Source organism: Cupriavidus sp. 01L43 (assembly GCF_056399925.1).
Genome location: NZ_JBFTSH010000021.1, coordinates 39,784 through 60,538, shown reverse-complemented (window position 1 = coordinate 60,538; position 20,755 = coordinate 39,784). Strand labels below are relative to the sequence as shown.

Genomic DNA, 20,755 nt, shown 5'->3' with positions numbered 1-20,755 from the left:
GCAAATAGAGCATGAAACTCGCGGTAATCGGACGGGGATTGATCGGCGCGGCGGCGGCGCGCCATTTGTCGAAGATGGGCCACGAGGTGGCGCTGATTGGACCCGATGAGCCGGCCGACTACGCTGGCCATGCCGGGGTCTTTGGTAGCCACTACGATGAAGGCCGTATCACGCGGCAGTTCGATTCGACGCCATTCTGGCGGGACATGAACCGCGCATCGATTGCGCGCTACGGCGAGATTTTTGCGGAAAGCGGGGTCGAGTTCTACCGGGAAGTCGGCGTGCTTCACGTGGGCCCTGGTCAGAGCCCGGACGTGTCCTCCATCGGCGGCATTGCGGCGGACGCCGGCATTTTTGTAGAGGCTTATGACGATGCGGGGCTCGCTCAGCGATTCCCGTACCTGGGATTTCCGGCTGGAACCCGGGGCTATTTCGAGCCGCAGCATGCCGGTTATATCAGCCCGCGCCGGCTGGTCCGTGCGCAGACGATTGCGGCGGAGCGCGCCGGGGCCCGGATTCTCGCCGAACCCTCGCTCGGCATCTCGGAAAGCGCCACTGGCGTGACGATCCGGACGCGATCGGGCGATGTGGAGGTGGAGCGCGTTCTCGTTGCGGCCGGCGGACATACCCAATCGCTGCTGGGCCAATCCCTGGGTTTCGTGGTGTACGCACGGACTGCCGCGATGTTTCGGCTCGATGCGGCGGAGGTGCAACGCCTGGCCGGCATGCCATCGATGCGTTGTTTCGGACCCAAGGGTGCCGATCCCTATATCCTGCCGCCCATCCTCTATCCGGACGGCCAGACCTGGCTGAAGCTCGGCGCCGATCCGGTGGATATCCCCCTCGAAAGCGAGGGGAATATCCAGGACTGGTTTCGGTCCGGCGGCTCGATTCCCGTGGCGGAAGGGCTCGAAGCGCAGCTCCTCGAGCGTATCCCCGGCCTGCAAATCGAAGAACGGCGCGTCGTGCCCTGCATGACCACCTTCGGCACAACGGGCCTGCCGCGCATCGGGCCGCTTTCGGATCGCGTTACCGTTGCATTCGGCTGCTACGGCAAAAGCGCGAAGTGTTCGGACGAATTGGGCAGATTGGGATCCATGGCGCTGCTCGGTGAAAACCACGGGGTGCTTGCGGCTTGAAATATGCCGGCACGTACTTGCAATGCCGCCCCTTGCGCGCTGAAACGAGCCATTAACGCGTCTTGGTTACTGGCCGTTGCCACGCTGTTGAAGAATTCATCGAGGGGAATGCTGTCCTTGAATTCCGCGCCAGATACCTGACCGTCCTTGTCGATGTCCATGGCCTCATGGATGCTCGCCAGTTCCGCCTCACTCTTGCCGGCCAACTGCTTGCCCAGTTCGCTGAGGGATACCACGTTATCGCTGTTGAGGTCGGTGGCCTTGAGCTGCTCTGTCTTGAACGCATCGACCATGTCCACCAACTTCAGGGCCATGCCCCGTGCCTTGAAACGATCCACGGCACCCGCATTCGCACTGGCCGTTTCTGCGGCCTGCGTGCGCCTGAGTGACGACGATGCCTGTGCACTGCGAATCGCATCGAGTCCACCGAGTCTGAGTTGGCTCATCAATATTTCCTTAGGAGAAAAGTGATGCCGGGGAATTCCGGCGCTGACGATTCTAGGCAGTGCGATAGGTCGCAATGCGCGGAAAAAGGGGTGTTTACTAAGTCACTTTGAATCTGCCGAGGCATCTTTCAAAAGAAGGCCGCCACGTTGTCAGTTATCAAGGGAAACATGGCAGTTTCCCTTGATCAGCGCGTCATGCGCGCGCCAACTCGACTTGCCCGCGGAGCGCGGCGACGATGGCCTCGCCGACGGCGCTGCCCGATGCCGGATTCTGGCCAGTGATCAGGCGACCATCGACCACGAGCTTGGACTGCCACGGATCGGCGGAAGCGAACTCGGCGCCTGCCGCGCGCAGCGCATCCTCCAGCAGGAACGGGACGTCCGCCTTGGCGTAGCCCTCTTCCTCAGCGTTCGAGAAGGAGGTCAGGCGGCGACCCTGGACCAGCGGCGTGCCGTCCTCCAGCGTGACGCCGAGCAGCGCGGCCGGCCCGTGGCAAACGGCGGCGACGATCTTGCCGCCGTTCCAGGCGCGCAGCACCGCGCGCTTGACGTCGGGGTCGTTTGCGATATCCACCATGGGGCCAAGGCCGCCGGGGAAGAAGATCGCGTCGTAGTCCAGGACATCGACTTCCGAGAGCTTGCGGCTATGCGCCATGCGCCGGATCGCCTGGCTCTTGCTGAACGCGAGCTGCGCGGGATCGGTCTCGTCGTAGCCGTCGAACGGTGGGTTGCCACCGAGGGGCGACGCGTACTCCACGGCAATGCCGGCGGCGTCGAGCACTTCGAAGGGGTGGGCCACCTCAGGGTAGAAGTAGCCGGTGGCGCGCTTGTTCGGCCCGATCTCGGCCGCATTTGTCAAAATGAACAGGACATGCTTGACGGTCATGATGAACTCCTTCTGGTCTGCATTTCGCGGCACAGCGCGGTTGAATGAACTGTAGCCAGACAGGCAGCCTGGGAGTAGATAGCATCGCATTGACACATTGGCTCATGGAATAAGACAATCGGCCATGGACCCGACCAATACGATCCTCGACGAACTCCGCGCGATGGCGATCTTCGCCACCGTCGTGCGCTGTGGCAGCTTCGCCGCCGCGGCGCGCTCGCTCGGGCTCACCCGCGCCGTGGTGAGCCACCACATCCGCGCCCTCGAAACGAAACTTGGTGTGCCCCTGGCCCAGCGCAGCACACGCAGCTTCAGCCTCACCCCGGCGGGGCAGGCGTTCCGCGTGCATTGCGAGCGGCTACTCGATGAGGCCGTGGACGGCATCCGTAGCATGGAGTTGATGCGCGCCGAGCCACGCGGCGAGGTGTGGCTGACCTGCTCGCACCACTTCGGCACCAAGCGGATCCTGCCGGCGCTGGTCGCGTTCCGGCGGCGCTATCCGGCGGTTCGCCTTCATGTCGCGATGTCGGATGCCAACGTGGATATCGTCCACCACGGTGTGGAACTGGCCGTGCGGGCGGGGCCGCTGGCGGATTCGTCACTGCTTGCTCGCCGCTTGCTTCGGGAAGCCACCATGCTGTGCGCATCCCCGGCCTACCTACGTCAGCACGGGGCGCCCGGTTCGGTCGAGGAACTGGACGGTCATCGCTGGGTCGTCTATCCGCCGAGCCAGCGCACCACGGTCGTACGCGCTGGCGGCAAGGACATCGAGGTCCCGGTGCAGGGCGATGTCGTGACGGACAGCGCCGCCTCGCGGCTCGCGTTCGTGCTCGCGGGTGACGGCATCGCCAGGCTGCCGGCCTACGACGCCGCGTCGCTCCTGGCCTCCGGCGATCTGGTGCGCGTGCTGCCAGACGCCGAGACCGCGCCGCTGGAGATCTTCCTGGTCCATTCGAAGCAGATCGGCCCTAGCGCCAAGCTCCTGCGGGACTTCCTGCTGGCCACCGCGAGCGAGGACAACTGGTGATCGATTTCGGATAGCCTCCGGCGAACCGCCTCAGGCCCGGGGCGCCTGTGTTGTTCCTGTCGCGCACGCTTCGTGGCGCGGAATAGTGCTGGGCGGAGAATGCCTACCCGAAGCTGATCACTTCAACCGCCTGTCCAAGGGCGGCCACTTCGCGGCCTGGGAACAACCGCAAGCGTTCACGGAAGACGTCCGCAAGAGCTTCATGTCGTTGCGATAGCGCGGACACGTGAGTCGGGGACTTTGGGGCGCGGACTTGTTCCACCATGTATCAATTCAAGTTCTCCTGGATGGCTTCATCGGGCCAATCCGCGCTTCTATAGTGCTCTCCATCGCTGGAGGCAAGGCAGCACGCCGATGCTTCAGGCACGTCAGGAGATAGACACATGACATTCTTTGCGAAACGCATCGGCGTAGGGTTGGCACTGGCCACAACCCTCGCGGCCGGGACTGGATGGGCGGCCAGCCTGTCGCCCACGTCCAACGGGGCCATCCTGCAGGAGGACATTCAGTGGTCGTCCTTCCCAGCCTTTCCAAAACGTGCGCGCCTGTCGGTGCTGGTCGGAGATCCGTCGGCCGCGGGGCCTTACGTGGTGCGCGTCAACGTGCCCGCAGGCGTGAAGTTGATGCCGCACGTGCATCGAGAGGATCGGGTCTACACCGTGATCTCAGGGGTGTTCTATATCGGTATCGGCGAGGAGTTCGAGCCGCAGAAGCTGGTCGCATATCCCCCGGGCAGCGTCATCGTGTTGCCGGGTGGCACGCCGCATTTCCACTGGGCCCGGTCGGGGGACTATGTCACCCAGGTAAGCGGGAATGGCCCGCTTGGGATCGACTACGTGAACGTCGAAGACGATCCGCGCCAGAAGGCACACATCCACTGAGTCGCAGCCTTGCGGCGAGCTAAAAAAGATTGAAGGAATGATATGGAACTGGTCTATGTTGCCGACCCGATGTGCTCGTGGTGCTATGGATTCGGCAAGGAATTGACGGAAGTCCGCAAAATCTTGCCCGATCTGCCGCTGCGGATCGTAGTGGGTGGCATCCGAGCGGGGGCCACCGATATCCTCGACGACGCCGGCAAGCGATTCCGCCTGCATCATTGGGGCCTGGTGGAGAACGCAAGCGGCCTGCCGTTCAATCGCGAGGGGCTGATGGCTCGGGAGAACTTCGTCTACGACACGGAACCCATCTGCCGCGCCGTCGTCGCGGCTCGCCTGCTGGTACCGCAGGGCGACCTCCTGACGCTATTCCGTGCCTTGCAGGAAGCGTTCTATGTCGATGCCCGCGATACCACCGACGGCAAGGTGCTAGCGGAAGTCGCCGCGCAAGCGCTGAATCGGCAAGGCCATGACGTCTCCGCGAAGACGTTCCTGGATCAGTGGTCCAGCGACGCCGCCATCGCGGCCACCATCGAAGACTTCCATACCGCACGCAGCTGGGGCATTTCAAGTTTCCCGGCGCTGCGCTTGCATCATGGCGGCCGTCTGTACCGCGTCTCGGACGGCTACGCACGAGCCGGCGATATCGCGCAACAACTGACGCGTGTGATCGATGCCGCCAGTGCGGCCGCTTGACGAAGGAGGAAGCCGCTAGCCCACATCCAGCGAAGCGGTCACCGGCGCAATTGGCAGGCTCAACGTGAACCACGTGCCTGTTGCGTCCGGCTCCCAGGATACCGCTGCATCGAGGGCCGACGCGCGGCGCTGCACGTTGGCGAGGCCTCTGCCGCCGTGTGCCAGTGGCACGCCGGTGGGGTCGAACGGCGTGCCGTTGTCGTGCACACGCACCATCACCACGTGGTCGTCGTGGCTGGTCTGCACGCGGATCGCGGTCGCGTGGCTGTGCTTGAGCACGTTCGTGAACACTTCCTGCAGGATGCGCAGGATGTGGAGGGCGCTCTGGGCGCCGAGCCACTGCAGCGGCGGGATGTCGTCGACGTCCCACGTAAGCGAGATGCCCGCGGCTTCGAGCCTCGACCCCAGCCGGTAGCGCAACGTGGCCAGCAGAAGCAACAGGTCCGTCGATACCGGTTCCAGCGAGTCAATTGTCAGCTTGAGGTCGTCGATGCATTCGCGCAGCACCTGGGCGATATCGTCGGCGCGCGCCGTGCCGGATGGGTCCTTCTCGACCATGCGCAAGGCGCTGATCAACGATGATCCGAGACCGTCATGCATGTCCTGCAGCAGCCGCTGTCGCTCACGCGTCAGCGTCTCGCGGCGCTCCACATCACGCAGCTGCCGATGGCTTTCCAGCAGTTCCGCTTCCCGCTGCGCCAGACGCAGCGAGAGGTTGGCGTTGGCCTGCGCCACCTCATCCAGCGCGCTGGTATAGCGGCGATACATCAGCACCATGAACAGCAGCAGCTGCACGCATCCCAGGTAGGACAGCAGGTAGATACCCTCGATATCGATGCGGTAGTTCTGCAGCAGCAGGTCATGCACGGCGATCGGCGTGCTCATCGCATTCCAGGCCGAGAACGTCAGCGCCTCGCGCGACCTGGCTAGCCAGGCAGCCCGCAAGGCCGCAATCGACACCACGAGGTTCAGCGCCACCAGCAGCAACTGGGACAGCGGGTAGAGGAACACCACATGCGTGAGCCACGACAGTGGCAGCGTGCTGGTGGCCAGGAACACGACCGAGCAGTACAGCGCGGCTTCCAGGCGCCGGTAGCGCAGGCCCAGATATCGGAAGATGAACAGGTAGCAGGCCAGGATCAGCCACGCGATACTGTTGAAGGCCAGCCAGCTGAACCAGGCCTCCGGAATCGGCAATGGGTCCTGGCCAACCAGGTACTGGAGCGTGTGCAGGAAGTAGGCCCCTGCGGCCAGGAAGCACAGCAGGTAGCGCGTTTCGTCGCGGCGCCGGAGCCAGACCAGCAACGAGAAGATGCCGACCGCGAGCAGGCCACCGCTGGACAGGTAAGGAAACTGCGTCTGGAGGAAGCTTCGTGCTGCGTAGCGCCAGAACAGGTCGTCGCGCGTGCCAATCCGCACCGACGACAGGGCGGCGCCGACCTGACCCACCACATCGATACGGATGACGATGTCGCGCGGCGCCTGCCCGAGCGCGATCCACAAGGGATAGTTGTAGCCGTTCCATACCGGCCCGCCGCGAGACTGCCAGAGTTGCTCGCCGTCCGCGTACACGGTGAGGCGTCCCACGGTCTGCCAGCGCGGCGCGTAGAGGTAGAGGGGTTCGCCGGCAGCGGCCGTGGCCACCGGAAGCGCCAGTCTCACCCAGACCGTTTCGATCTGGCCTGACCCCACCTCATCGGGTGTCACGTGACGCGGCACGGCCATCGGCAGCGGCGTGTCCCGCCATGCTTCGCCGGCGGCGGGCAGCGCGAGCTGCGGCGGAAGCCGGTCGAGCGTGCCGCCGGGCGTGATCCGTAGCTGCGCCGAGGTGATGTGCCAGGGCAGGGCCTCCGCCAGCGCGCCCTGGAGCGAACCCGCCAGCAACAGGGCGAGGACGAAGGGGAGCCACCGCCGCCATGCCGGCGTGCCCGCGCTGTCAGTCATCGCGCAGCAGGCCATGTTGCCGGGCCACGTTGATGGCCTCGACCTTCGAATGGACGTCCAGTTTGACGTAGATGCGTCGGACATAGGTCAGCAGCGTATGTCTCGATACGCCGATCCGGTGCGCAATTTCGTCGTGCGAGAAGCCCCGCGTGATGTCGTTCAGGACCTCATATTCGCGCGGGGATAGGGCGGAAGGCTTCGGGCCGGCCGCTGCCTGGGGGGCTCGCACCGGCGCATCGGCTGGCGGCGCTTGCAGGCGGGACAGCACCTGGCGGGCGATCAGCGGACTGATCGGGCTGCCGCCCTGATGCAGTGACCGCAGCTCCCGCACGATATGGGCCGCCGTGCTGTCCTTGAGCAGGTAGCCGGTGGCGCCCGCGGCAATCGACTGCATGACGTGGCTTTCGTCGCCGAAGACCGTGGCCACCATCACATCGCAGCGCGGCCATGCCACGCGTGCCGCGCGGATGGCATCGATGCCGGACCCGTCGGGCAGCCCCAGATCGACAACGAGGATGTCTGCGGCAGGGGCCGATTGCAGCAGCGCCAGCCCATCGCGCAACGTCGTGACGACGCCAGCGGTGCGCATGTCGGGCGCGCTGGACAGCGCCTCGAGGAATGCCGCACTGAAACCGGGATCGTCTTCGATCAGTGCGACGCGGATGGGCGGGGCAAGGGGAGAGGAGCGGTCAGTGGACACGGGAGGACGAATGCGAGACGAACGGGTCGAGGCACGACATGCAACGGCCCGTGCAGCCGCTATCCCCCCAAGATCGTGGGGCATGACGGCTTGTCGCACGATCTGGGGACATACAGCCCGAAAACCCAAGGCTATGATCCAGCCGGATTGTTGCACGCACGGGACCGGATGCAAAGACGGCGCGCGCGGGCATGCACCAAAACAACAGGCTCGACGAGCCAACAGACTAACGAACGGGGAAGGGTCGCAGAATGAAACGGGAAACCTGGGTGAAGGCATGGGCGGCCCTGGCGGTCAGTGTTGCACTGGGCGCATGCGGCGGGGACGGGGGAAACAACGGGGGGAACGGCGCGGGCAGTGGTGGCGGTAACGGCGGCGCGGGGACGCCATCGACGCCCGAAACACCCAGCACCCCGGGCAATCCGGAGACGCCCGCGACGCCGCAGGCCGTGACATACCTCGGCGTGATCAGCTTTGGCGACACGCTTGTCGTGACGCTCGATGCCCCGGCCGCAGGCCAGGTGCGGATCCGCTTCTCCGATTCGGCGTTCGGGCTGGCTGGTGCGGTGATCGGCCACTACGTCAAGAACGGGAACGTCTACACGGTCAGCGCGCTCGAGGCCGACAGCGCCGAACCGCCGCCGGCTTTCGTGACCGCGCTGCTGGGCTCGGTGACCGCGTCGTTCACGGTGTCGGGCACCACGCTGACGGGCGAGATCTCCGGCCTGCCGAAACAGCTCGGCAACGGCAAGCTGTCGGGGCAGGTCACCGCAAGCAGTGTCAGCACGCCGGTGACGGCTGCCGATCTGGCCGGTACCTACACCTTCCTGCGCGGACAATCCACGTACTACGCAAGTTCCGGAAACCTCCAGATTCAGTACGGCATGGGCGGTCAGATGCGCGTGGGCGCCGACGGTACCGCGCGGCTGTGCCAGGCTGGCACGTACAGCGACACCTGCGGCATGGGCCTCGCCGGCACACTCGCGCTGGCGGACCAGACGCGCTACCCGGGCGCCTACACGCTGACCCTGGGTGGCAAGGTCTGGGGACAGGTCTTCCCGCTGAAGACGAGCGGCGTCACTGCGCTGTACCTCGACCACCTTCAACTCGATTCCGCAGGCAACCGCATGACCGGCACGGGGGTCTTCCGGCCCGCCCAGACACTGACGGCGAGCCAGGTAGCCGGGCAGTGGGTCTGTCGGCAGCCGGGCGTGTCGTATGCCGCTGTCACGGGTCTCGGCATTAGTGCCGCGCTCGATGGTTCGATGCAGGAGGAAGCGCTGACCATCTCCGGCACGGGTTCGGTCACCAGTGCCGGGACCGGACAGGTCGCCTCGCTGGCGCTGAATCGGGCCAACAACCTACTGGGCGTCTCGTCGCCGGCCGCCATCCCGGGCACCATGTACGCGGACTGGACCGTGCCAGCGGTTCCGCCCAACACCGTCACGGGCCTGCGCACGCAGGTGTTCATGCCGCTCGACGAGAACAGCATGGCCTACTACGCCGAGGTGACCAGCAAGCCGACCGACCCGAGGAATTGGACGTTCGTCGTGCAGGGGATGTGTCGGAAGGGGTAGCCGTAGAGCATTATGCCGGTGGACTTGCCATGGAATGGCGTGGCCATCGGCTGGGATGGTTTTTGGCCTTGGCGATGCATCTACACCCTTCAGCGCACTCTATGTCAGGAACGGCTGGATAGACTTGCTGTACCCATGCTGGATACCCGACGAGAAGAAGCCACCGCAGTCGGCCTTCCTGACACACGGGCCACACTCTGTAGCGAACTCGTTCTTCCAGTCCGATATTGACCGGACGTAGGATGGATCGACGTCGCGATTCACGAGACACAGCGGATGGTTGTATACAGATGTCTTGAGGCCATAGCTCCTCAAGATTCTCACAGCCTTGCTCAATTCCGATTTGTACTCGATAGGGTCGATCCAGAGTGCATCCAAGTTCGCGCGTGTGAAGCCCGTCATCTCGAGAGCCATGAGAGCGACGTGGTCCACGAACAGTAGATTGCGCGCAATATACTCAGCCAACTCCGGCAAGCCCTCGCAGGTTTGCTTGTGGAGCACCACTCGAATCTCGACCTTCTGGTTCAGGCGCTTGAGATTGAGGATGCCGCGGATGGTTTCGTCGAATGCTCCCTTGGCCTGGACGACGTAGTCATGCCGTGACGGATCTGCCGAATAGACGGGAATGCCAACCATCATGTCAGGATGGCCTATAGCAGCGTACTTCGCAGCGAACTGCGGGTCAGCAAAAGTCCGGCCGTTGGAAAGGATATGCAGCGAGGTTTGTGGCAGCCAGTTCTTGATATGGCGAAGCAAGCCAATGAACCCGTCGCCATACAAAGTCGGCTCACCTCCGGTGATACCGAGATTGCGAGCCTCTCTGGGGATGAGGCGAACGGTCTCCTTCGCCTCGTCCAATAGCCAGCTGTCATCTAGGCGCTTTGGAGGCTGGGAGCACATCAAGCAATAGTTGTTGCACTGCTCCGTAAGCAAAAGGCTGTTGTGATTGGAACTCGTACGATACAACGACCGAACACGGCCATCGCCGCTTAGAGCGATGACATCGCCATCCTCCAGATAGGAAAACTCGTCACCTAACAGCGTGCACGGTGTTTCATCCCCGAGATCTGCAGGTCGGCTATTGAACGCCAGATAGTGCGCAAATCCCGGCGGCACAGGTCCGGAGCCCTTGACCAGGAATGCCTTGCTTCCGCGTAGCGGCGCGGCGAGCGTGCGATTTGTGCTCAGACTTAATATCTGGCGCTGAGCGGTATTCTTTTCTGCCCAGATGACGCGGCCTGAGAGAGTTAGCATCGGTTCACCCACCGCATGAAAATTTCCTTTGCTTCGGCGTCTCTGCGCATGATGTCTAGCAAGTGTTTGGTCACACCCATCATACGTTTGCAAAACTCTGATTCGGGCTTTCGTCCTAGCACATCGCCGTACATCGCATGATGGAACACCGGCTCAGCTCCGCACCACGGCTCGAAGGCACAGTCACTACACATCGGCGCCGAACCCGTGAAAGAATCCTCGAGCGCATTGAGTAAAGCGTCGTTCGTAAAGATCTCCTCGTAGGTGTTCTCGTGGACGTTGCCAAGCCGGAACGTTGTGTCGCCCATTTCTCGAAGCATCCGGCTCTCGTCCGACGCATACACATCGCCGTCGTAGTTGAACACCACCGCAGCAATACCTGCGCCTGCCGGGTTCATCAAGTCGACGAAACCAGGATCATTCGACGTCAACATCTTCGTCAGAATGAGGCTGGAGTAATACTCGGTAAATGGCAGACCGGCTTTGTTGAGTTCCAGGATGTAGTCCAAGCCTTCCTTGTAGAACTGCAGCCAGCGTTCTGCGTTGTAGGCTTGGAAGCTCTTCGTCTTCAGGGCGAACCCATAGGGGGAGAGGTGTCGCAAGAAGATGCCGCTTAATCCGTGCTTCACGTACTCGTCGATGATTTCGCGCACCCTGTCCAGGCTTGCGGGTGAGGTTGTCATCAGTGCCGACACAGAGTCATATCCGACGATATCCCTAGCTCGTCGAAGTCCTGCGACAAACCGCGCGTGACTATCTCGTCCCGGGCGCGGGCGATTTTTATTGTGCAAATCTTCCGGACCATCCAGCGAGGAAGACAGATAGATATGGTGGTCCCTGCAGTACTCCAGGATTTCGTCGGTGGCCAGTGCCAGGGTCGTCGTGATGACGAACTCCAGATCACGGCCTTCCTCGATGCCACGTCGCTTGGCCTTTTCGACTACATATCGAATCAGGTCAAAGTTGAGCAGAGGCTCGCCACCTTGGAACTCAATTTTGATGGCCGGGTTGGGCGACCGGAAGACAAGCTCCAGGGCCTTGTCTGCGCTCTCGGGCGTCATGTCGAAGGCGCCTTTGTCCTCCGACTGACGTGACACTTGGCAGTACTGGCAGCTGTGGTCGCAACGAAGCGAAACGACGAACAGATGCAGGTTCGTAAAATTCGCGAGCTTGTTGAACTTCGTGCGCGTCTTGAGTGCGAGAAGTTCCAGGCTGGCTTCGTCGCCCTCTTCCCTAATGAAGTGCCGCGACCGTAATGCAACATAGTCGTCGTCAGTGGGCTTGAGTCGACGGGCAACCAGGTCGTGGAGCTTTGCGCGCGACAAAAAGGTGAACTCACCAACTGCATTCGTGAGAACTATTTCTTCGTCATTCAACGGCTCAAATCGAAACGGCAAGAGATGATATTTACCGGAGCTATCGAGGTAACTCTCGAGGGGCTGAAACTTGCTCATCCTTGGAGCCCGGTGCGCGAAAAGGCGTATGCGAGGATAAGATTCCGAGCAGGCTCCGTCTCTTCTTTGATTTGCAGGCGCAACTGCTGGTCAAGCAACTCTCGCTTGAAGTTAGCCACCAGGTTGTCCAGCGCGGTGCTTCCTGCCTTCACCGGGTCGATTTCGCAGACGAGCTTATCCCCACTTTTGGATATCAGGATCGTGAGGCGATCAATGAATCGATAGGCTGCCTTCTGAACAGCCTCCAATCGATAGATGGCGGGGTCCAGTTCCAGACGTAGTGTCATCGTAGGCTCAAAAAAATGGCTCCGAGATCGAGCCGATACCACAAATCAGTCTGCCCGCCCATTAACGACCAGAGTAATGTGATGCGTGAGATGCGTGCGAAGCATGCGAGGCGTGAGAATGGTGGTAGGCCATCAACGTGCCTTCTTCGGCATTGCGCTTCAGAACGAAGTTGAATGCATCACCGCTTTGGGTGCGCACCGCGATTCGCTCCGTCGGCTTCGAATCTGACGGCGAATTCGAGGTCTGCCCAGTAGAATCATGAGTAGGAACTTGCATGGCCGGTGCGTTTTGGGCAGCAAATCCGGCTGCCACTGCTGCAAATGCTTTGAGAAATCCCTTCATTTCGACCGTCCCCTTATTGATTTGTTTTTCCCACCACAACAAATGTGCGCTTTTTGGGGCGCATTTAGCAGTCGCCTCAGAATCTTGTCTGGGTTGTCCGCCGACGTTACAAATAGTTACTAGCGTGGGTTGCGCAAGTGTATAACGAGCAGCCCCAATTCGGTGCCTACGTTAGAGCACTCAAAGTCCCCCCTTTTGTAGGGGATAGGGCCCAACTGTCGAGTACAAGGCGCTTGGCTGCCAACGTAATGCATTTCGCCCTAGTTGCTCCGACTCATTGGAAATTTGATCCGAGAGCTTTAGCAGGCATATGACCTTAATCTGGAATCGTGCGTCAACACGTAGGTCTGTAAGCAGCTGCTCGTAACGACAATTCCCGAACCAATCGGTTTTGACTGCCCCCCCCACCGTCAGACAATCACCTACCCCCACAGAGCAATGTCAGGCGCAGGCCGTCTCTGACAATATCCGCCGACCGAGAAATCGGTAAGACCTAAATTCGCGTTCTGACCGCTGCCAATGCGCAGCGGTTTTTTTTTGTGCGTGTCACGCGTGCGCCGGGGGCCGCCAGTCCCCAGCGCCTACCTGAGATACCCCTCGAAAGTACTACCTAGGGATTTCCGAACCCGGCTTCAGACAATTACCGATGGCCGGCAGGTGTGGCGCCGCGCAACATCCACGCGGTCAAGCAGACGTCAGGTTGAAGGAGCCCAGTGGTGAAGCCAGTGATAGCCGGTCGGGAGCGGGTGTGATTGATACCGCGCTCGCCCATCTCGCCTTGCAGTTGAATCAGATGTTCCGCCGCCGCGTGGTGCTGGCGGAGGACATGGTCGTTGTGTCCAACCTGCAGGAGCTGGGGGGAGGCGCGGTGCCTTCGGTAGCCAACAAGCTGGTGCTGTTCCTGGGCGGGATCGAGCGCGATACTGCCGCGCATCGGGCGCGCGGCGCCGTCACGGCCGAGCAAGGCAGCCGCGTGGCCGGCGCCGAGCCGCTGTTCCTGAACCTGCTGGTGGTCTGCGCGGCCACGTTCAGTGGGCAGACTTACCCCGAGGCGCTGCGCGCCCTGGCCGACGCCATCACGTTCTTCCAGGCCACCCCGGTGTTCGACCATCAGAACACCCCTGACCTCGACCCCCGAATCGACCGCATCGTGCTCAATATCGAAAACCTGAGCACGGGCGAGATGCATAGTCTGTGGAGCATCCACGGCGGCCACTACCTGCCCTCGGTGCTGTATCGCGTGCGGCTCGTGTGCCTGGACCCCGCTGCGACGCAGCGTCGCGACCCGCTGGTGGGGCGCCCCGAGGTGGGTGTTCGGCCATGACGTCCGGCTATCGTGCGGTCACCGCGCTGTCCATCCGACATCCGTACTTCTCCGCGGGATGGCCGGGCGCCTTGCACCTCGCGCCGGAGCCGCCCACGGCAGCGCTGATGTCCCGTTTTGGCCTGCTGCTGCGCGGCGAGCCGCGCCGCTTCGTGATCATGGCGGAAGCCAGCCAGCTCGACACCTTCTGGCGCGCGCGCGACGAATGGCCTGAAGCCGGCCTGTCGTTCACGGCCCGCTCCGCCGATCCGCTCTGGGCTTACTACACCGACGTGCGTGCCCCTGTCTTTGCGGAAAGCACGACGACCGGTGCGCTGCGCGTGAATTTTCCGCTGGCCTCGCGCGATTGCCCGACGCTGGCCGACTGGCTCGCCGCCGCGCCACCCGACCATGTTATCGACGTGCCGGTGCGCCATACGTTCTGGAAATACCTGCTGATCGGCGACTGGGGCACGCTGGATACGCTGCATTGCGCGGATCTTGCCGGCGCGGTCAGCTTTGCCGAGCCGGTGCCCGAGACGCTGCCGGACGGCGCCACCGTGACTGCCATCCGCTCGGCCGCGCCGCTGCCGCTGGCGGAGCGCCCGCGCCACCGTTTCCAGCTGCGCCGCGCATCGGGTGCGGGCGCCCGCGTGCTGGTGCCGCGCCTGCCGATGGCAGCCCCTGTGGCGTTGCGCCGGGAAGTCATCGACGGCGCGCTGTGCGATGTATCAGAGATCTTTGTCAACCGCTAACCGTTTTCACCGGGAGAGTGTGCAATGGGTGCAATGAAGACGCCTGGCGTCTATATCGTGGAGAAGAACGCCTTCCCGAATTCGGTGGTGGAGGTGGCAACGGCCGTTCCGGCGTTCATCGGCCATACGCAGATTGCCGATAACCGCAACAAGCCGCTCAGCATGAAGCCGTGGCGCATCAGCTCCATGGCCGAATATCACCAGTACTTCGGCTTCTCGCCGTTTCCGCGTTTCACGATCGCCGAAAAGACCGATGCCTCGGCGATTGCCGCGTTCCGCGTGGCCGGCAAGGACTACGTGCTCGAGATGCCGGAAGGCAAGGACGGCGGCGGCTACATGCTCTATCGCGCGCTGCGCCATTTCTTCCAGAACGGCGGTGGCCCGTGCTACATCGTCTCCGTGGGCGACTATACGCAGGACCTCGACCTCGACAAATTCAAGGCTGGCATCGACGAACTGCTCAAGGAGCAGGAGCCGACCATGGTCGTGATTCCGGAGGCCGTGCGTTTCAAGGCCGCCGAATGCATCGACCTGCAGCAGGCCGTGCTGGCCCACTGCGGCGACAAGATGCGCAGCCGCGTGGCAATCCTCGACATCTGGGGCGGCGACAAGCCGCGCAGCGACCCCGCCGGCGATCCCGTAGCCGCATTCCGCAACGCGCTGGGGATCAATTTCCTGGATTTCGCCGCCGCCTACTACCCGTGGCTGAACACCACGGTCATCGGCGACAAGGACATCAGCTACGAGAACATCGCCAACCCGGACGTGCTGATGCAGTTGCTGCGCACCGACCTGGGCCTGCCGGACACCTTGCCCGACGACGCACCGCCCAAGACGCGGGAACTGGCCGGCGCCGTCGCCGACATCGGCAAGGACTGGAGCGCCGCCACGCCGCCGCTGACGGACGACGCCATCCTGACCAGCAAGGCGTTGCTGAACAAGACGCTGACTTCGGTCAGCAGCCTGTTCAACACCATTCTCAACGAAGTCAAGTACCAGTTGAACCTGCTGCCCCCGAGCGCGGCGATGGCCGGCATCTACACGATGGTCGACAACACGCGCGGCGTCTGGAAGGCGCCCGCCAACGTCAGCCTGGCCGGCGTGGTGTCGCCGTCGGTGTCGATCTCCGCGGTAGACCAGGAAGAGCTGAACGTCACCACGCAGGGCAAGTCGATCAACGCCATCCGCAGTTTCATCGGCGAGGGGGTGCTGGTCTGGGGCGCGCGCACGCTAGACGGCAACAGCCTCGACTGGCGCTATGTGAACGTGCGCCGCACGATGATCATGCTTGAGGAATCGTGCCGGCTGGCGGCCAAGGCGCTCGTTTTCGAGCCCAACGTGGCCAATACCTGGGTCACCATCAAGAGCATGATCCAGAACTTCCTGACCAGCATCTGGAAGCGCGGCGGTCTGGCCGGCGCGGTGCCGGAGGACGCGTTCAGCGTGCACGTCGGGCTGGGCGAGACCATGACGCCCGACGACATCCTCGAGGGCATCCTGCGCGTGACCGTGCTGGTGGCGATGGTGCGGCCGGCGGAGTTCATCGAGATCACGTTCCAGCAACAAATGCAGAAGTCCTGACGCCGGGTCGCGGGCAGGGTCCAAAGACAAATCACAGATAGCAAGGGAGAAGTGTCATGGCAGACGACGGCTCGGCACAGTCGAAGAACGTGTGGCCCATTCCGAAGTTCCACTTCCAGGTGAAGTGGGACTCCACGGTCATGTCTTTCGAGGAGGTCTCGGGGCTCGACGTCGAGGCCCAGCAGATCGAATACCGTTCGGGCGACAGCCCGGTGTTTTCCACGGTCAAGATGCCCGGGCTCAAGAAGTTCGGCAACGTCACGATGAAGAAGGGCGTTTTCAAGGCCGATAACAAGTTCTGGGACTGGTTCAACCAGATCAAGATGAACACCATCAAGCGCGTGCCGGTGATCATCAGCCTGCTGGACGAGACCGGCAATCCGACCATGGTCTGGACGCTKAACAACGCCTGGCCGGCGAAGATCACGGGTACCGACCTGAAGGCACAGGGCAACGAGGTGGCCGTGGAAACCATCGAGATCGCCCACGAGGGCCTGACCATCGCCAACAGCTGACGCGGGATCTTCCATGCAGAAATCGGCGCGCTTCGGCACCGACTTCACGCCGGTTTCGTTCGCCTTCTCGGTTGGCTTCACCAACATCGCCACGGGCGTTGACTGCTCCTTCCAGGAGGTGTCGGGCATGGACCAGACGATGGAGGTGGAGGACGTGCAGTGCGGCGGCGAGAACCGCTTCGTCTACAAGCTGCCGAAGGGCATCCGCCAGGACAAGCTGGTGCTGAAGCGTGGCGTGGCGGACATGCGTTCGCCGCTCATGCGCTGGTGCAAGGCGGTCCTTGGCGGCGGCTTCGTGCAGGCCGTGACACCGATGGACGTGAGCGTCTACCTGCTGGACGAGGTGGGCAACAAGGTACGCGGCTGGACCTTCCATGCGGCGTACCCGGTCCGCTGGGGCGTGGACGAGTTCCAGTCCACCAAGAACAACCTCGCCATCGAGACCATCGAGCTGGCCTACCTGAATTGCACGCGGGAGCTCTGAGCCCATGACGATCGAAGTCCGCCAGATGGTAATCCGCTCCGAACTCGGCAACGGCCAGCGGGGTGCGGCACCGGCCCGTGCCGAGGCCGAGCCCGATCCCGCGCAGTGCTGCGACGAGGACGAGGCCGCCAGCACGCGCCACCGCGAGCAGCGCGCGCAACTGCGCATGCTGCGGGCGCAGCTGGCCCGGCTGAGGGAGCGCTAGATGCCATTGCAGTCGGCCGAATTGACGCCACTCAAGATCACGGCCTGCGAGGACAAGGGCGGCGTGGTGTCGCCCCAGGCCGGCGCGGGCAAGTCCGTCTCGCTGCTGATCAACCCGTCGCAGCTGCGCCACGAGCGCAACACGTGCTTCAGCAAGGAGAAGCCGATGGGCGACACGGGCTCGGGCCGGCCGTTCAGCCATATGCAACCTGGCAAGCTTTCGTTCGCGGTGATCTTCGACGGCACCGGCGTGGTGCCGCGCCCGGCCAACAGTGCCGTGCCGGCCGAGGTGGAGGACCAGCTCAAGGCGCTGAGCGTCGTGATCTACGAGTACAAGGGCGTGCAGCATCAGCCCAGCATCGTCCAGATCCTCTGGGGCCAGCTTATCTTCACGGGCCGGTTGACCAGCTTCAGCACCGACTACACCATGTTCCGGCCCAGCGGCGTGCCGCTGCGCGCGACGGCCTCGCTCGCCTTCGACTCGTATACCAGCAGCAAGCAGGCCAAGCTCGAGGCGGACGCCAGTTCGCCGGACCTGAGCCACCTGGTGCAGGTGCGCGATGGCGACACGCTGCCGCTGCTGTGCGAGCGCATCTACGGCGACAGCCGCTATTACATGGCCGTGGCACGCTTCAATGGCCTGCGGCAGTTCCGTGCGCTGACGCCGGGCATGGCGCTACATTTTCCGCCGCTGGAGTAGCGCATGCCGACCTATCCGTCGATCGACACCGATGGCGTGCTGCGCCTCACCGTGAGCGCCAACGGCACCGCGCAGCCGGACCTCGCCGTGGTCTCGGTGACCGTGCGCCGCGCGTTCAACCGCATCCCATGGGCCGAGATCGTGATCCGCGACGGCGATATGCCCACCGGCACCTTCGCCTGCGGCGACTCCGCAGATTTCGCGCCCGGCAGCGTGGTGACCATCAGCGCCGGTTTCGGCAACGACGAGGCGCAGATCTTCAGTGGCGTGGTGATCCGCCACGGCGTACGCATCGAGGGCCAGAACGATTCGCGGCTCGTGATCGAATGCCGCGACGCCGCGGTAAAGATGACCGTTGGCCGCAACAATGCCAATTTCATCGACAGCACCGACAGTGACGTCCTGTCCACGCTGATTGGCGCACACGGGCTGACGGCCAAGGTCGACACCACCGTGGGCAGCTATGGCGAGATGGTTCAGTTCCACAGTTCAGACTGGGACTTCCTGCTGGCGCGCGCCGAGTTCAACGGCATGCTCGTCGACGTGGAGGACGGTACGGTCAACGTCCAGACGCCGCAGGCCGGCGGCGCCGTCGCGTTCGGCGTGACGTGGGGGCTCGACCTGTACGAGTTCGATGCCGACATCGACGCCCGGCTGCAGTACCAGTCGGTGCAAGCCACCGCCTGGGACCCGGCTGCGCAGGCCATCGTCCAGGGCGACGCGGCCGCGCCGGCGCCGTTCAACGCGCAGGGCAATCTCGACAGCGCCACGCTGGCCGATGTCATCGGCCTGTCCGTCATGCCGCTGCGCACGGCCACGACGCAGTCGCCACAGATGCTGACGAGCTGGGCCAAGGGCGTGCAGACCCGTGCCGAGCTGGCGCGCATTCGTGGCCATCTTCGCTGCATGGGCACGGCCCTGGCCCGGCCAGGTGTGCTGGTGCAGGTCAGCGGGGTGGGCCAGCGCTTCTCGGGCGCGGTCTACGTCACCGCAGTGGAGCATGCGCTGGTCGGCGGCTTCTGGCACACCGATGTCGAGTTCGGCCTCGATCCGGCCTGGCACCCCCTCCAGCACGACGTGGTGGCGCCGCCTGCGTCTGGGCTGCTGCCCGGCATCGGCGGCCTGCAGATCGGGGTGGTGCTCAAGCTGGACGGCGACCCGCTCAACGCGCAGCGCATCCAGATCTCGCTGCCGGTCACGCAGGCRCAGACACAGGGCGTCTGGGCCCGGCTGATCCAGGGCTATGCGTCGAACGGCTTCGGTGCCTTCTTCCTGCCCGAGGTCGGCGACGAGGTCATCGTCGGCTTTCTCAACGACGACCCCTGCCACCCGGTGGTGATCGGCGCGGTCTACAGCGCCAACCATGTGCCGCCGTATGCCATCGAGGCCGCCAACGACACCAAGGCCATCGTGACCCGCGCGCGCCACGTGATTGCGTTCGACGAGAAGAACAAGACCGTGACCATTACCACGCCGGGCAAGAACAAGGTCGTGTTCGATGACACCGCGCAGTCGATCCTGCTGCAGGACCAGCACAACAACAGCGTGAAGCTCTCGGAGGCCGGCATTGACTGCGACAGTCCCTACGACATCACGCTCACCGCCCAGGGCAGCATCCGCATGAGCGCGAATGTGTCGATCGAACTGACGGCACAGGCCGACGTCAAGGCCGCAGGGCTCAATGTGCAATGCGAGGCACAGGTCGGCTTCACAGGCAAGGGCGGCGCCACGGCCGAGCTGTCCGCCGCCGGCCAGACCACGGTGCAGGGGGCCATGGTGATGATCAACTGAGCCCCACCGGCCGCCCCGCACCTTACTGAATCGAATCGAACCGAACCGAGCCCACTGCCTGCCGCCATGCCTCCCGCCGCCCGCTTGACCGACATGCACGCCTGTCCGATGCAGACCCCGGGCCTCCCGCCCATTCCCCACGTGGGCGGGCCGGTGATCGGCCCCGGCGTGCCGACAGTGCTGATCGGCAAGCTGCCGGCCGCCGTGGTTGGCGACAACGCGGTCTGCGTGGGCCCGCCCGACGTCATCGTGCAAGGCTCGGCCACAGTCATCATCGGCGGCCGCCCGGCGGCACGCGTGGGCGACACCACGGCCCACGGCGGCACGGTGGTGATGGGCCTGCCCACGGTCATCATCGGAGGCTGACGATGAACGAGACGAGTCCGTTCCTGGGCCGGGGCTGGCAGTTCCCGCTGCGCTTCGACCCGCGCAACGGCCAGGTCGGCATGGTGGCCGGCGTGGAGGATATCGAGGAAAGCCTGCGCATCCTGCTCGGCACCTATCCGGGCGAGCGCGTGATGCTGCCGGCCTACGGCTGCAGCGTACGCCGCGCGGTCTTCGACACCCTCAACGAGAGCACGCTGACCGAACTCAAGGAACTGATCCGCCGGGCGATCCTGTTCTTCGAGCCGCGCATCCTGCTCGAGCGGATCGACGCCGACGTACTGCCGCTGGAAGGCCGCGTGGACCTGCAGGTGTGCTACATCGTCCGCACCACGAACACGCGGCACAACCTCGTCTATCCGCTCTATCTCGACCAGGCCACCGAGCCGGTCCGGATGTACTGAGGC

General features: G+C 63.6%; 23 protein-coding genes. 15 read left to right on the top strand and 8 right to left on the bottom strand.

Annotated features, from left to right (window positions below):
• The first annotated feature begins 11 nt into the window (after positions 1-11).
• Positions 12-1,139: an NAD(P)/FAD-dependent oxidoreductase gene (locus AC1DP9_RS25490; RefSeq protein WP_477108840.1), complete on the top strand. Its 1,128-nt coding sequence runs from the start codon at positions 12-14 to the stop codon at positions 1,137-1,139.
• Here the strand turns inward: AC1DP9_RS25490 and AC1DP9_RS25485 are convergent.
• Positions 1,049-1,585, bottom strand: a complete 537-nt coding sequence (locus AC1DP9_RS25485; RefSeq protein ID WP_143093914.1) for an EF-hand domain-containing protein — start codon at positions 1,583-1,585, stop codon at positions 1,049-1,051. The genes AC1DP9_RS25490 and AC1DP9_RS25485 overlap by 91 nt on opposite strands.
• Before the next feature lie 193 nt (positions 1,586-1,778).
• Positions 1,779-2,471, bottom strand: a complete 693-nt coding sequence (locus AC1DP9_RS25480) for a type 1 glutamine amidotransferase domain-containing protein (RefSeq protein WP_092296370.1) — start codon at positions 2,469-2,471, stop codon at positions 1,779-1,781.
• A 124-nt stretch (positions 2,472-2,595) separates the two neighbouring features.
• On the opposite strand from AC1DP9_RS25480, the gene AC1DP9_RS25475 reads away from it, so the two are divergent.
• The 3 genes from AC1DP9_RS25475 (at position 2,596) to AC1DP9_RS25465 (ending at position 5,072) form a co-directional block, all read left to right on the top strand.
• On the top strand, positions 2,596-3,498 hold the full coding sequence (locus tag AC1DP9_RS25475) for a LysR family transcriptional regulator (protein WP_441593129.1): 903 nt from the start codon (positions 2,596-2,598) through the stop codon (positions 3,496-3,498).
• A gap of 383 nt (positions 3,499-3,881) precedes the next feature.
• The gene (locus tag AC1DP9_RS25470; RefSeq protein ID WP_477108839.1) at positions 3,882-4,379 is read left to right on the top strand and encodes a cupin domain-containing protein; all 498 of its coding nucleotides are present in this window, start codon (positions 3,882-3,884) and stop codon (positions 4,377-4,379) included.
• A gap of 42 nt (positions 4,380-4,421) precedes the next feature.
• Positions 4,422-5,072, top strand: a complete 651-nt coding sequence (locus AC1DP9_RS25465; RefSeq protein WP_477108838.1) for a DsbA family protein — start codon at positions 4,422-4,424, stop codon at positions 5,070-5,072.
• Between the two features lie 15 nt (positions 5,073-5,087).
• On the opposite strand, the gene AC1DP9_RS25460 is transcribed toward AC1DP9_RS25465, so the two are convergent.
• Complete coding sequence (locus AC1DP9_RS25460; RefSeq protein ID WP_477108837.1) at positions 5,088-7,016, bottom strand: sensor histidine kinase; 1,929 nt, start codon at positions 7,014-7,016, stop codon at positions 5,088-5,090.
• Positions 7,009-7,716: a response regulator gene (locus AC1DP9_RS25455; RefSeq protein ID WP_477108836.1), complete on the bottom strand. Its 708-nt coding sequence runs from the start codon at positions 7,714-7,716 to the stop codon at positions 7,009-7,011. The genes AC1DP9_RS25460 and AC1DP9_RS25455 overlap by 8 nt, the downstream gene beginning before the upstream one ends.
• Positions 7,717-8,165: 449 nt before the next feature.
• Between AC1DP9_RS25455 and AC1DP9_RS25450 the strand changes: the two genes are divergently transcribed.
• On the top strand, positions 8,166-9,293 hold the full coding sequence (locus AC1DP9_RS25450; protein ID WP_477108835.1) for a hypothetical protein: 1,128 nt from the start codon (positions 8,166-8,168) through the stop codon (positions 9,291-9,293).
• Between the two features lie 99 nt (positions 9,294-9,392).
• Here AC1DP9_RS25450 and hxsC read toward each other — a convergent pair whose 3' ends face one another.
• From hxsC to hxsA2, 4 genes are all read right to left on the bottom strand, one after another.
• Positions 9,393-10,559, bottom strand: a complete 1,167-nt coding sequence (gene hxsC, locus AC1DP9_RS25445; protein ID WP_477108834.1) for a His-Xaa-Ser system radical SAM maturase HxsC — start codon at positions 10,557-10,559, stop codon at positions 9,393-9,395.
• Positions 10,541-12,001 (bottom strand): His-Xaa-Ser system radical SAM maturase HxsB, encoded by a 1,461-nt coding sequence (gene hxsB / locus AC1DP9_RS25440; RefSeq protein WP_477108833.1) that lies wholly within the window; start codon positions 11,999-12,001, stop codon positions 10,541-10,543. The genes hxsC and hxsB overlap by 19 nt, the downstream gene beginning before the upstream one ends.
• Positions 11,998-12,288 (bottom strand): His-Xaa-Ser system protein HxsD, encoded by a 291-nt coding sequence (gene hxsD, locus AC1DP9_RS25435; protein WP_477108832.1) that lies wholly within the window; start codon positions 12,286-12,288, stop codon positions 11,998-12,000. The genes hxsB and hxsD overlap by 4 nt, the downstream gene beginning before the upstream one ends.
• 61 nt (positions 12,289-12,349) lie before the next feature.
• Complete coding sequence (gene hxsA2, locus AC1DP9_RS25430; RefSeq protein ID WP_477108831.1) at positions 12,350-12,631, bottom strand: His-Xaa-Ser repeat protein HxsA2; 282 nt, start codon at positions 12,629-12,631, stop codon at positions 12,350-12,352.
• A 748-nt stretch (positions 12,632-13,379) separates the two neighbouring features.
• Here hxsA2 and AC1DP9_RS25425 point away from each other — a divergent pair.
• The 10 genes from AC1DP9_RS25425 (at position 13,380) to AC1DP9_RS25380 (ending at position 20,752) form a co-directional block, all read left to right on the top strand.
• On the top strand, positions 13,380-13,955 hold the full coding sequence (locus AC1DP9_RS25425) for a Pvc16 family protein (RefSeq protein ID WP_177219951.1): 576 nt from the start codon (positions 13,380-13,382) through the stop codon (positions 13,953-13,955).
• Positions 13,952-14,689 carry a hypothetical protein gene (locus AC1DP9_RS25420; protein WP_477108830.1) on the top strand — a complete coding sequence of 246 codons (738 nt, stop codon included), beginning with the start codon at positions 13,952-13,954 and terminating at the stop codon, positions 14,687-14,689. Before AC1DP9_RS25425 ends, AC1DP9_RS25420 begins: the two co-directional genes overlap by 4 nt.
• A 24-nt stretch (positions 14,690-14,713) precedes the next feature.
• Positions 14,714-16,270 (top strand): phage tail sheath family protein, encoded by a 1,557-nt coding sequence (locus tag AC1DP9_RS25415; protein ID WP_477108829.1) that lies wholly within the window; start codon positions 14,714-14,716, stop codon positions 16,268-16,270.
• Between the two features lie 56 nt (positions 16,271-16,326).
• Positions 16,327-16,785 (top strand): phage tail protein, encoded by a 459-nt coding sequence (locus AC1DP9_RS25410; RefSeq protein ID WP_092296337.1) that lies wholly within the window; start codon positions 16,327-16,329, stop codon positions 16,783-16,785.
• 13 nt (positions 16,786-16,798) lie between these two features.
• Entirely contained in the window at positions 16,799-17,269 is a 471-nt protein-coding gene (locus tag AC1DP9_RS25405; RefSeq protein ID WP_477108828.1) for a phage tail protein, read from the top strand.
• Between the two features lie 4 nt (positions 17,270-17,273).
• On the top strand, positions 17,274-17,474 hold the full coding sequence (locus AC1DP9_RS25400; protein WP_092296331.1) for a DUF5908 family protein: 201 nt from the start codon (positions 17,274-17,276) through the stop codon (positions 17,472-17,474).
• Complete coding sequence (locus AC1DP9_RS25395) at positions 17,475-18,173, top strand: CIS tube protein (protein ID WP_477108827.1); 699 nt, start codon at positions 17,475-17,477, stop codon at positions 18,171-18,173.
• Between the two features lie 3 nt (positions 18,174-18,176).
• Complete coding sequence (gene vgrG, locus AC1DP9_RS25390) at positions 18,177-19,964, top strand: type VI secretion system tip protein VgrG (protein WP_477108826.1); 1,788 nt, start codon at positions 18,177-18,179, stop codon at positions 19,962-19,964.
• Positions 19,965-20,057: 93 nt separating this feature from the next.
• Positions 20,058-20,330 (top strand): PAAR domain-containing protein, encoded by a 273-nt coding sequence (locus AC1DP9_RS25385; RefSeq protein ID WP_255370870.1) that lies wholly within the window; start codon positions 20,058-20,060, stop codon positions 20,328-20,330.
• Positions 20,331-20,332: 2 nt separating this feature from the next.
• On the top strand, positions 20,333-20,752 hold the full coding sequence (locus tag AC1DP9_RS25380; protein ID WP_092296319.1) for a GPW/gp25 family protein: 420 nt from the start codon (positions 20,333-20,335) through the stop codon (positions 20,750-20,752).
• Positions 20,753-20,755: the final 3 nt, after the last annotated feature.

Coding starts and splice junctions, on each gene's coding strand:
- hxsA2 (WP_477108831.1), bottom strand. CDS start 12,631: ATGAAGGGATTTCTCAAAGCATTTGCAGCAGTGGCAGCCGGATTTGCT.
- AC1DP9_RS25385 (WP_255370870.1), top strand. CDS start 20,058: ATGCACGCCTGTCCGATGCAGACCCCGGGCCTCCCGCCCATTCCCCAC.
- AC1DP9_RS25380 (WP_092296319.1), top strand. CDS start 20,333: ATGAACGAGACGAGTCCGTTCCTGGGCCGGGGCTGGCAGTTCCCGCTG.
- AC1DP9_RS25415 (WP_477108829.1), top strand. CDS start 14,714: ATGGGTGCAATGAAGACGCCTGGCGTCTATATCGTGGAGAAGAACGCC.
- AC1DP9_RS25480 (WP_092296370.1), bottom strand. CDS start 2,471: ATGACCGTCAAGCATGTCCTGTTCATTTTGACAAATGCGGCCGAGATC.
- hxsD (WP_477108832.1), bottom strand. CDS start 12,288: ATGACACTACGTCTGGAACTGGACCCCGCCATCTATCGATTGGAGGCT.
- AC1DP9_RS25470 (WP_477108839.1), top strand. CDS start 3,882: ATGACATTCTTTGCGAAACGCATCGGCGTAGGGTTGGCACTGGCCACA.
- AC1DP9_RS25490 (WP_477108840.1), top strand. CDS start 12: ATGAAACTCGCGGTAATCGGACGGGGATTGATCGGCGCGGCGGCGGCG.
- AC1DP9_RS25405 (WP_477108828.1), top strand. CDS start 16,799: ATGCAGAAATCGGCGCGCTTCGGCACCGACTTCACGCCGGTTTCGTTC.
- AC1DP9_RS25460 (WP_477108837.1), bottom strand. CDS start 7,016: ATGACTGACAGCGCGGGCACGCCGGCATGGCGGCGGTGGCTCCCCTTC.
- hxsB (WP_477108833.1), bottom strand. CDS start 12,001: ATGAGCAAGTTTCAGCCCCTCGAGAGTTACCTCGATAGCTCCGGTAAA.
- AC1DP9_RS25400 (WP_092296331.1), top strand. CDS start 17,274: ATGACGATCGAAGTCCGCCAGATGGTAATCCGCTCCGAACTCGGCAAC.
- AC1DP9_RS25420 (WP_477108830.1), top strand. CDS start 13,952: ATGACGTCCGGCTATCGTGCGGTCACCGCGCTGTCCATCCGACATCCG.
- AC1DP9_RS25475 (WP_441593129.1), top strand. CDS start 2,596: ATGGACCCGACCAATACGATCCTCGACGAACTCCGCGCGATGGCGATC.
- AC1DP9_RS25395 (WP_477108827.1), top strand. CDS start 17,475: ATGCCATTGCAGTCGGCCGAATTGACGCCACTCAAGATCACGGCCTGC.
- AC1DP9_RS25465 (WP_477108838.1), top strand. CDS start 4,422: ATGGAACTGGTCTATGTTGCCGACCCGATGTGCTCGTGGTGCTATGGA.
- AC1DP9_RS25485 (WP_143093914.1), bottom strand. CDS start 1,585: ATGAGCCAACTCAGACTCGGTGGACTCGATGCGATTCGCAGTGCACAG.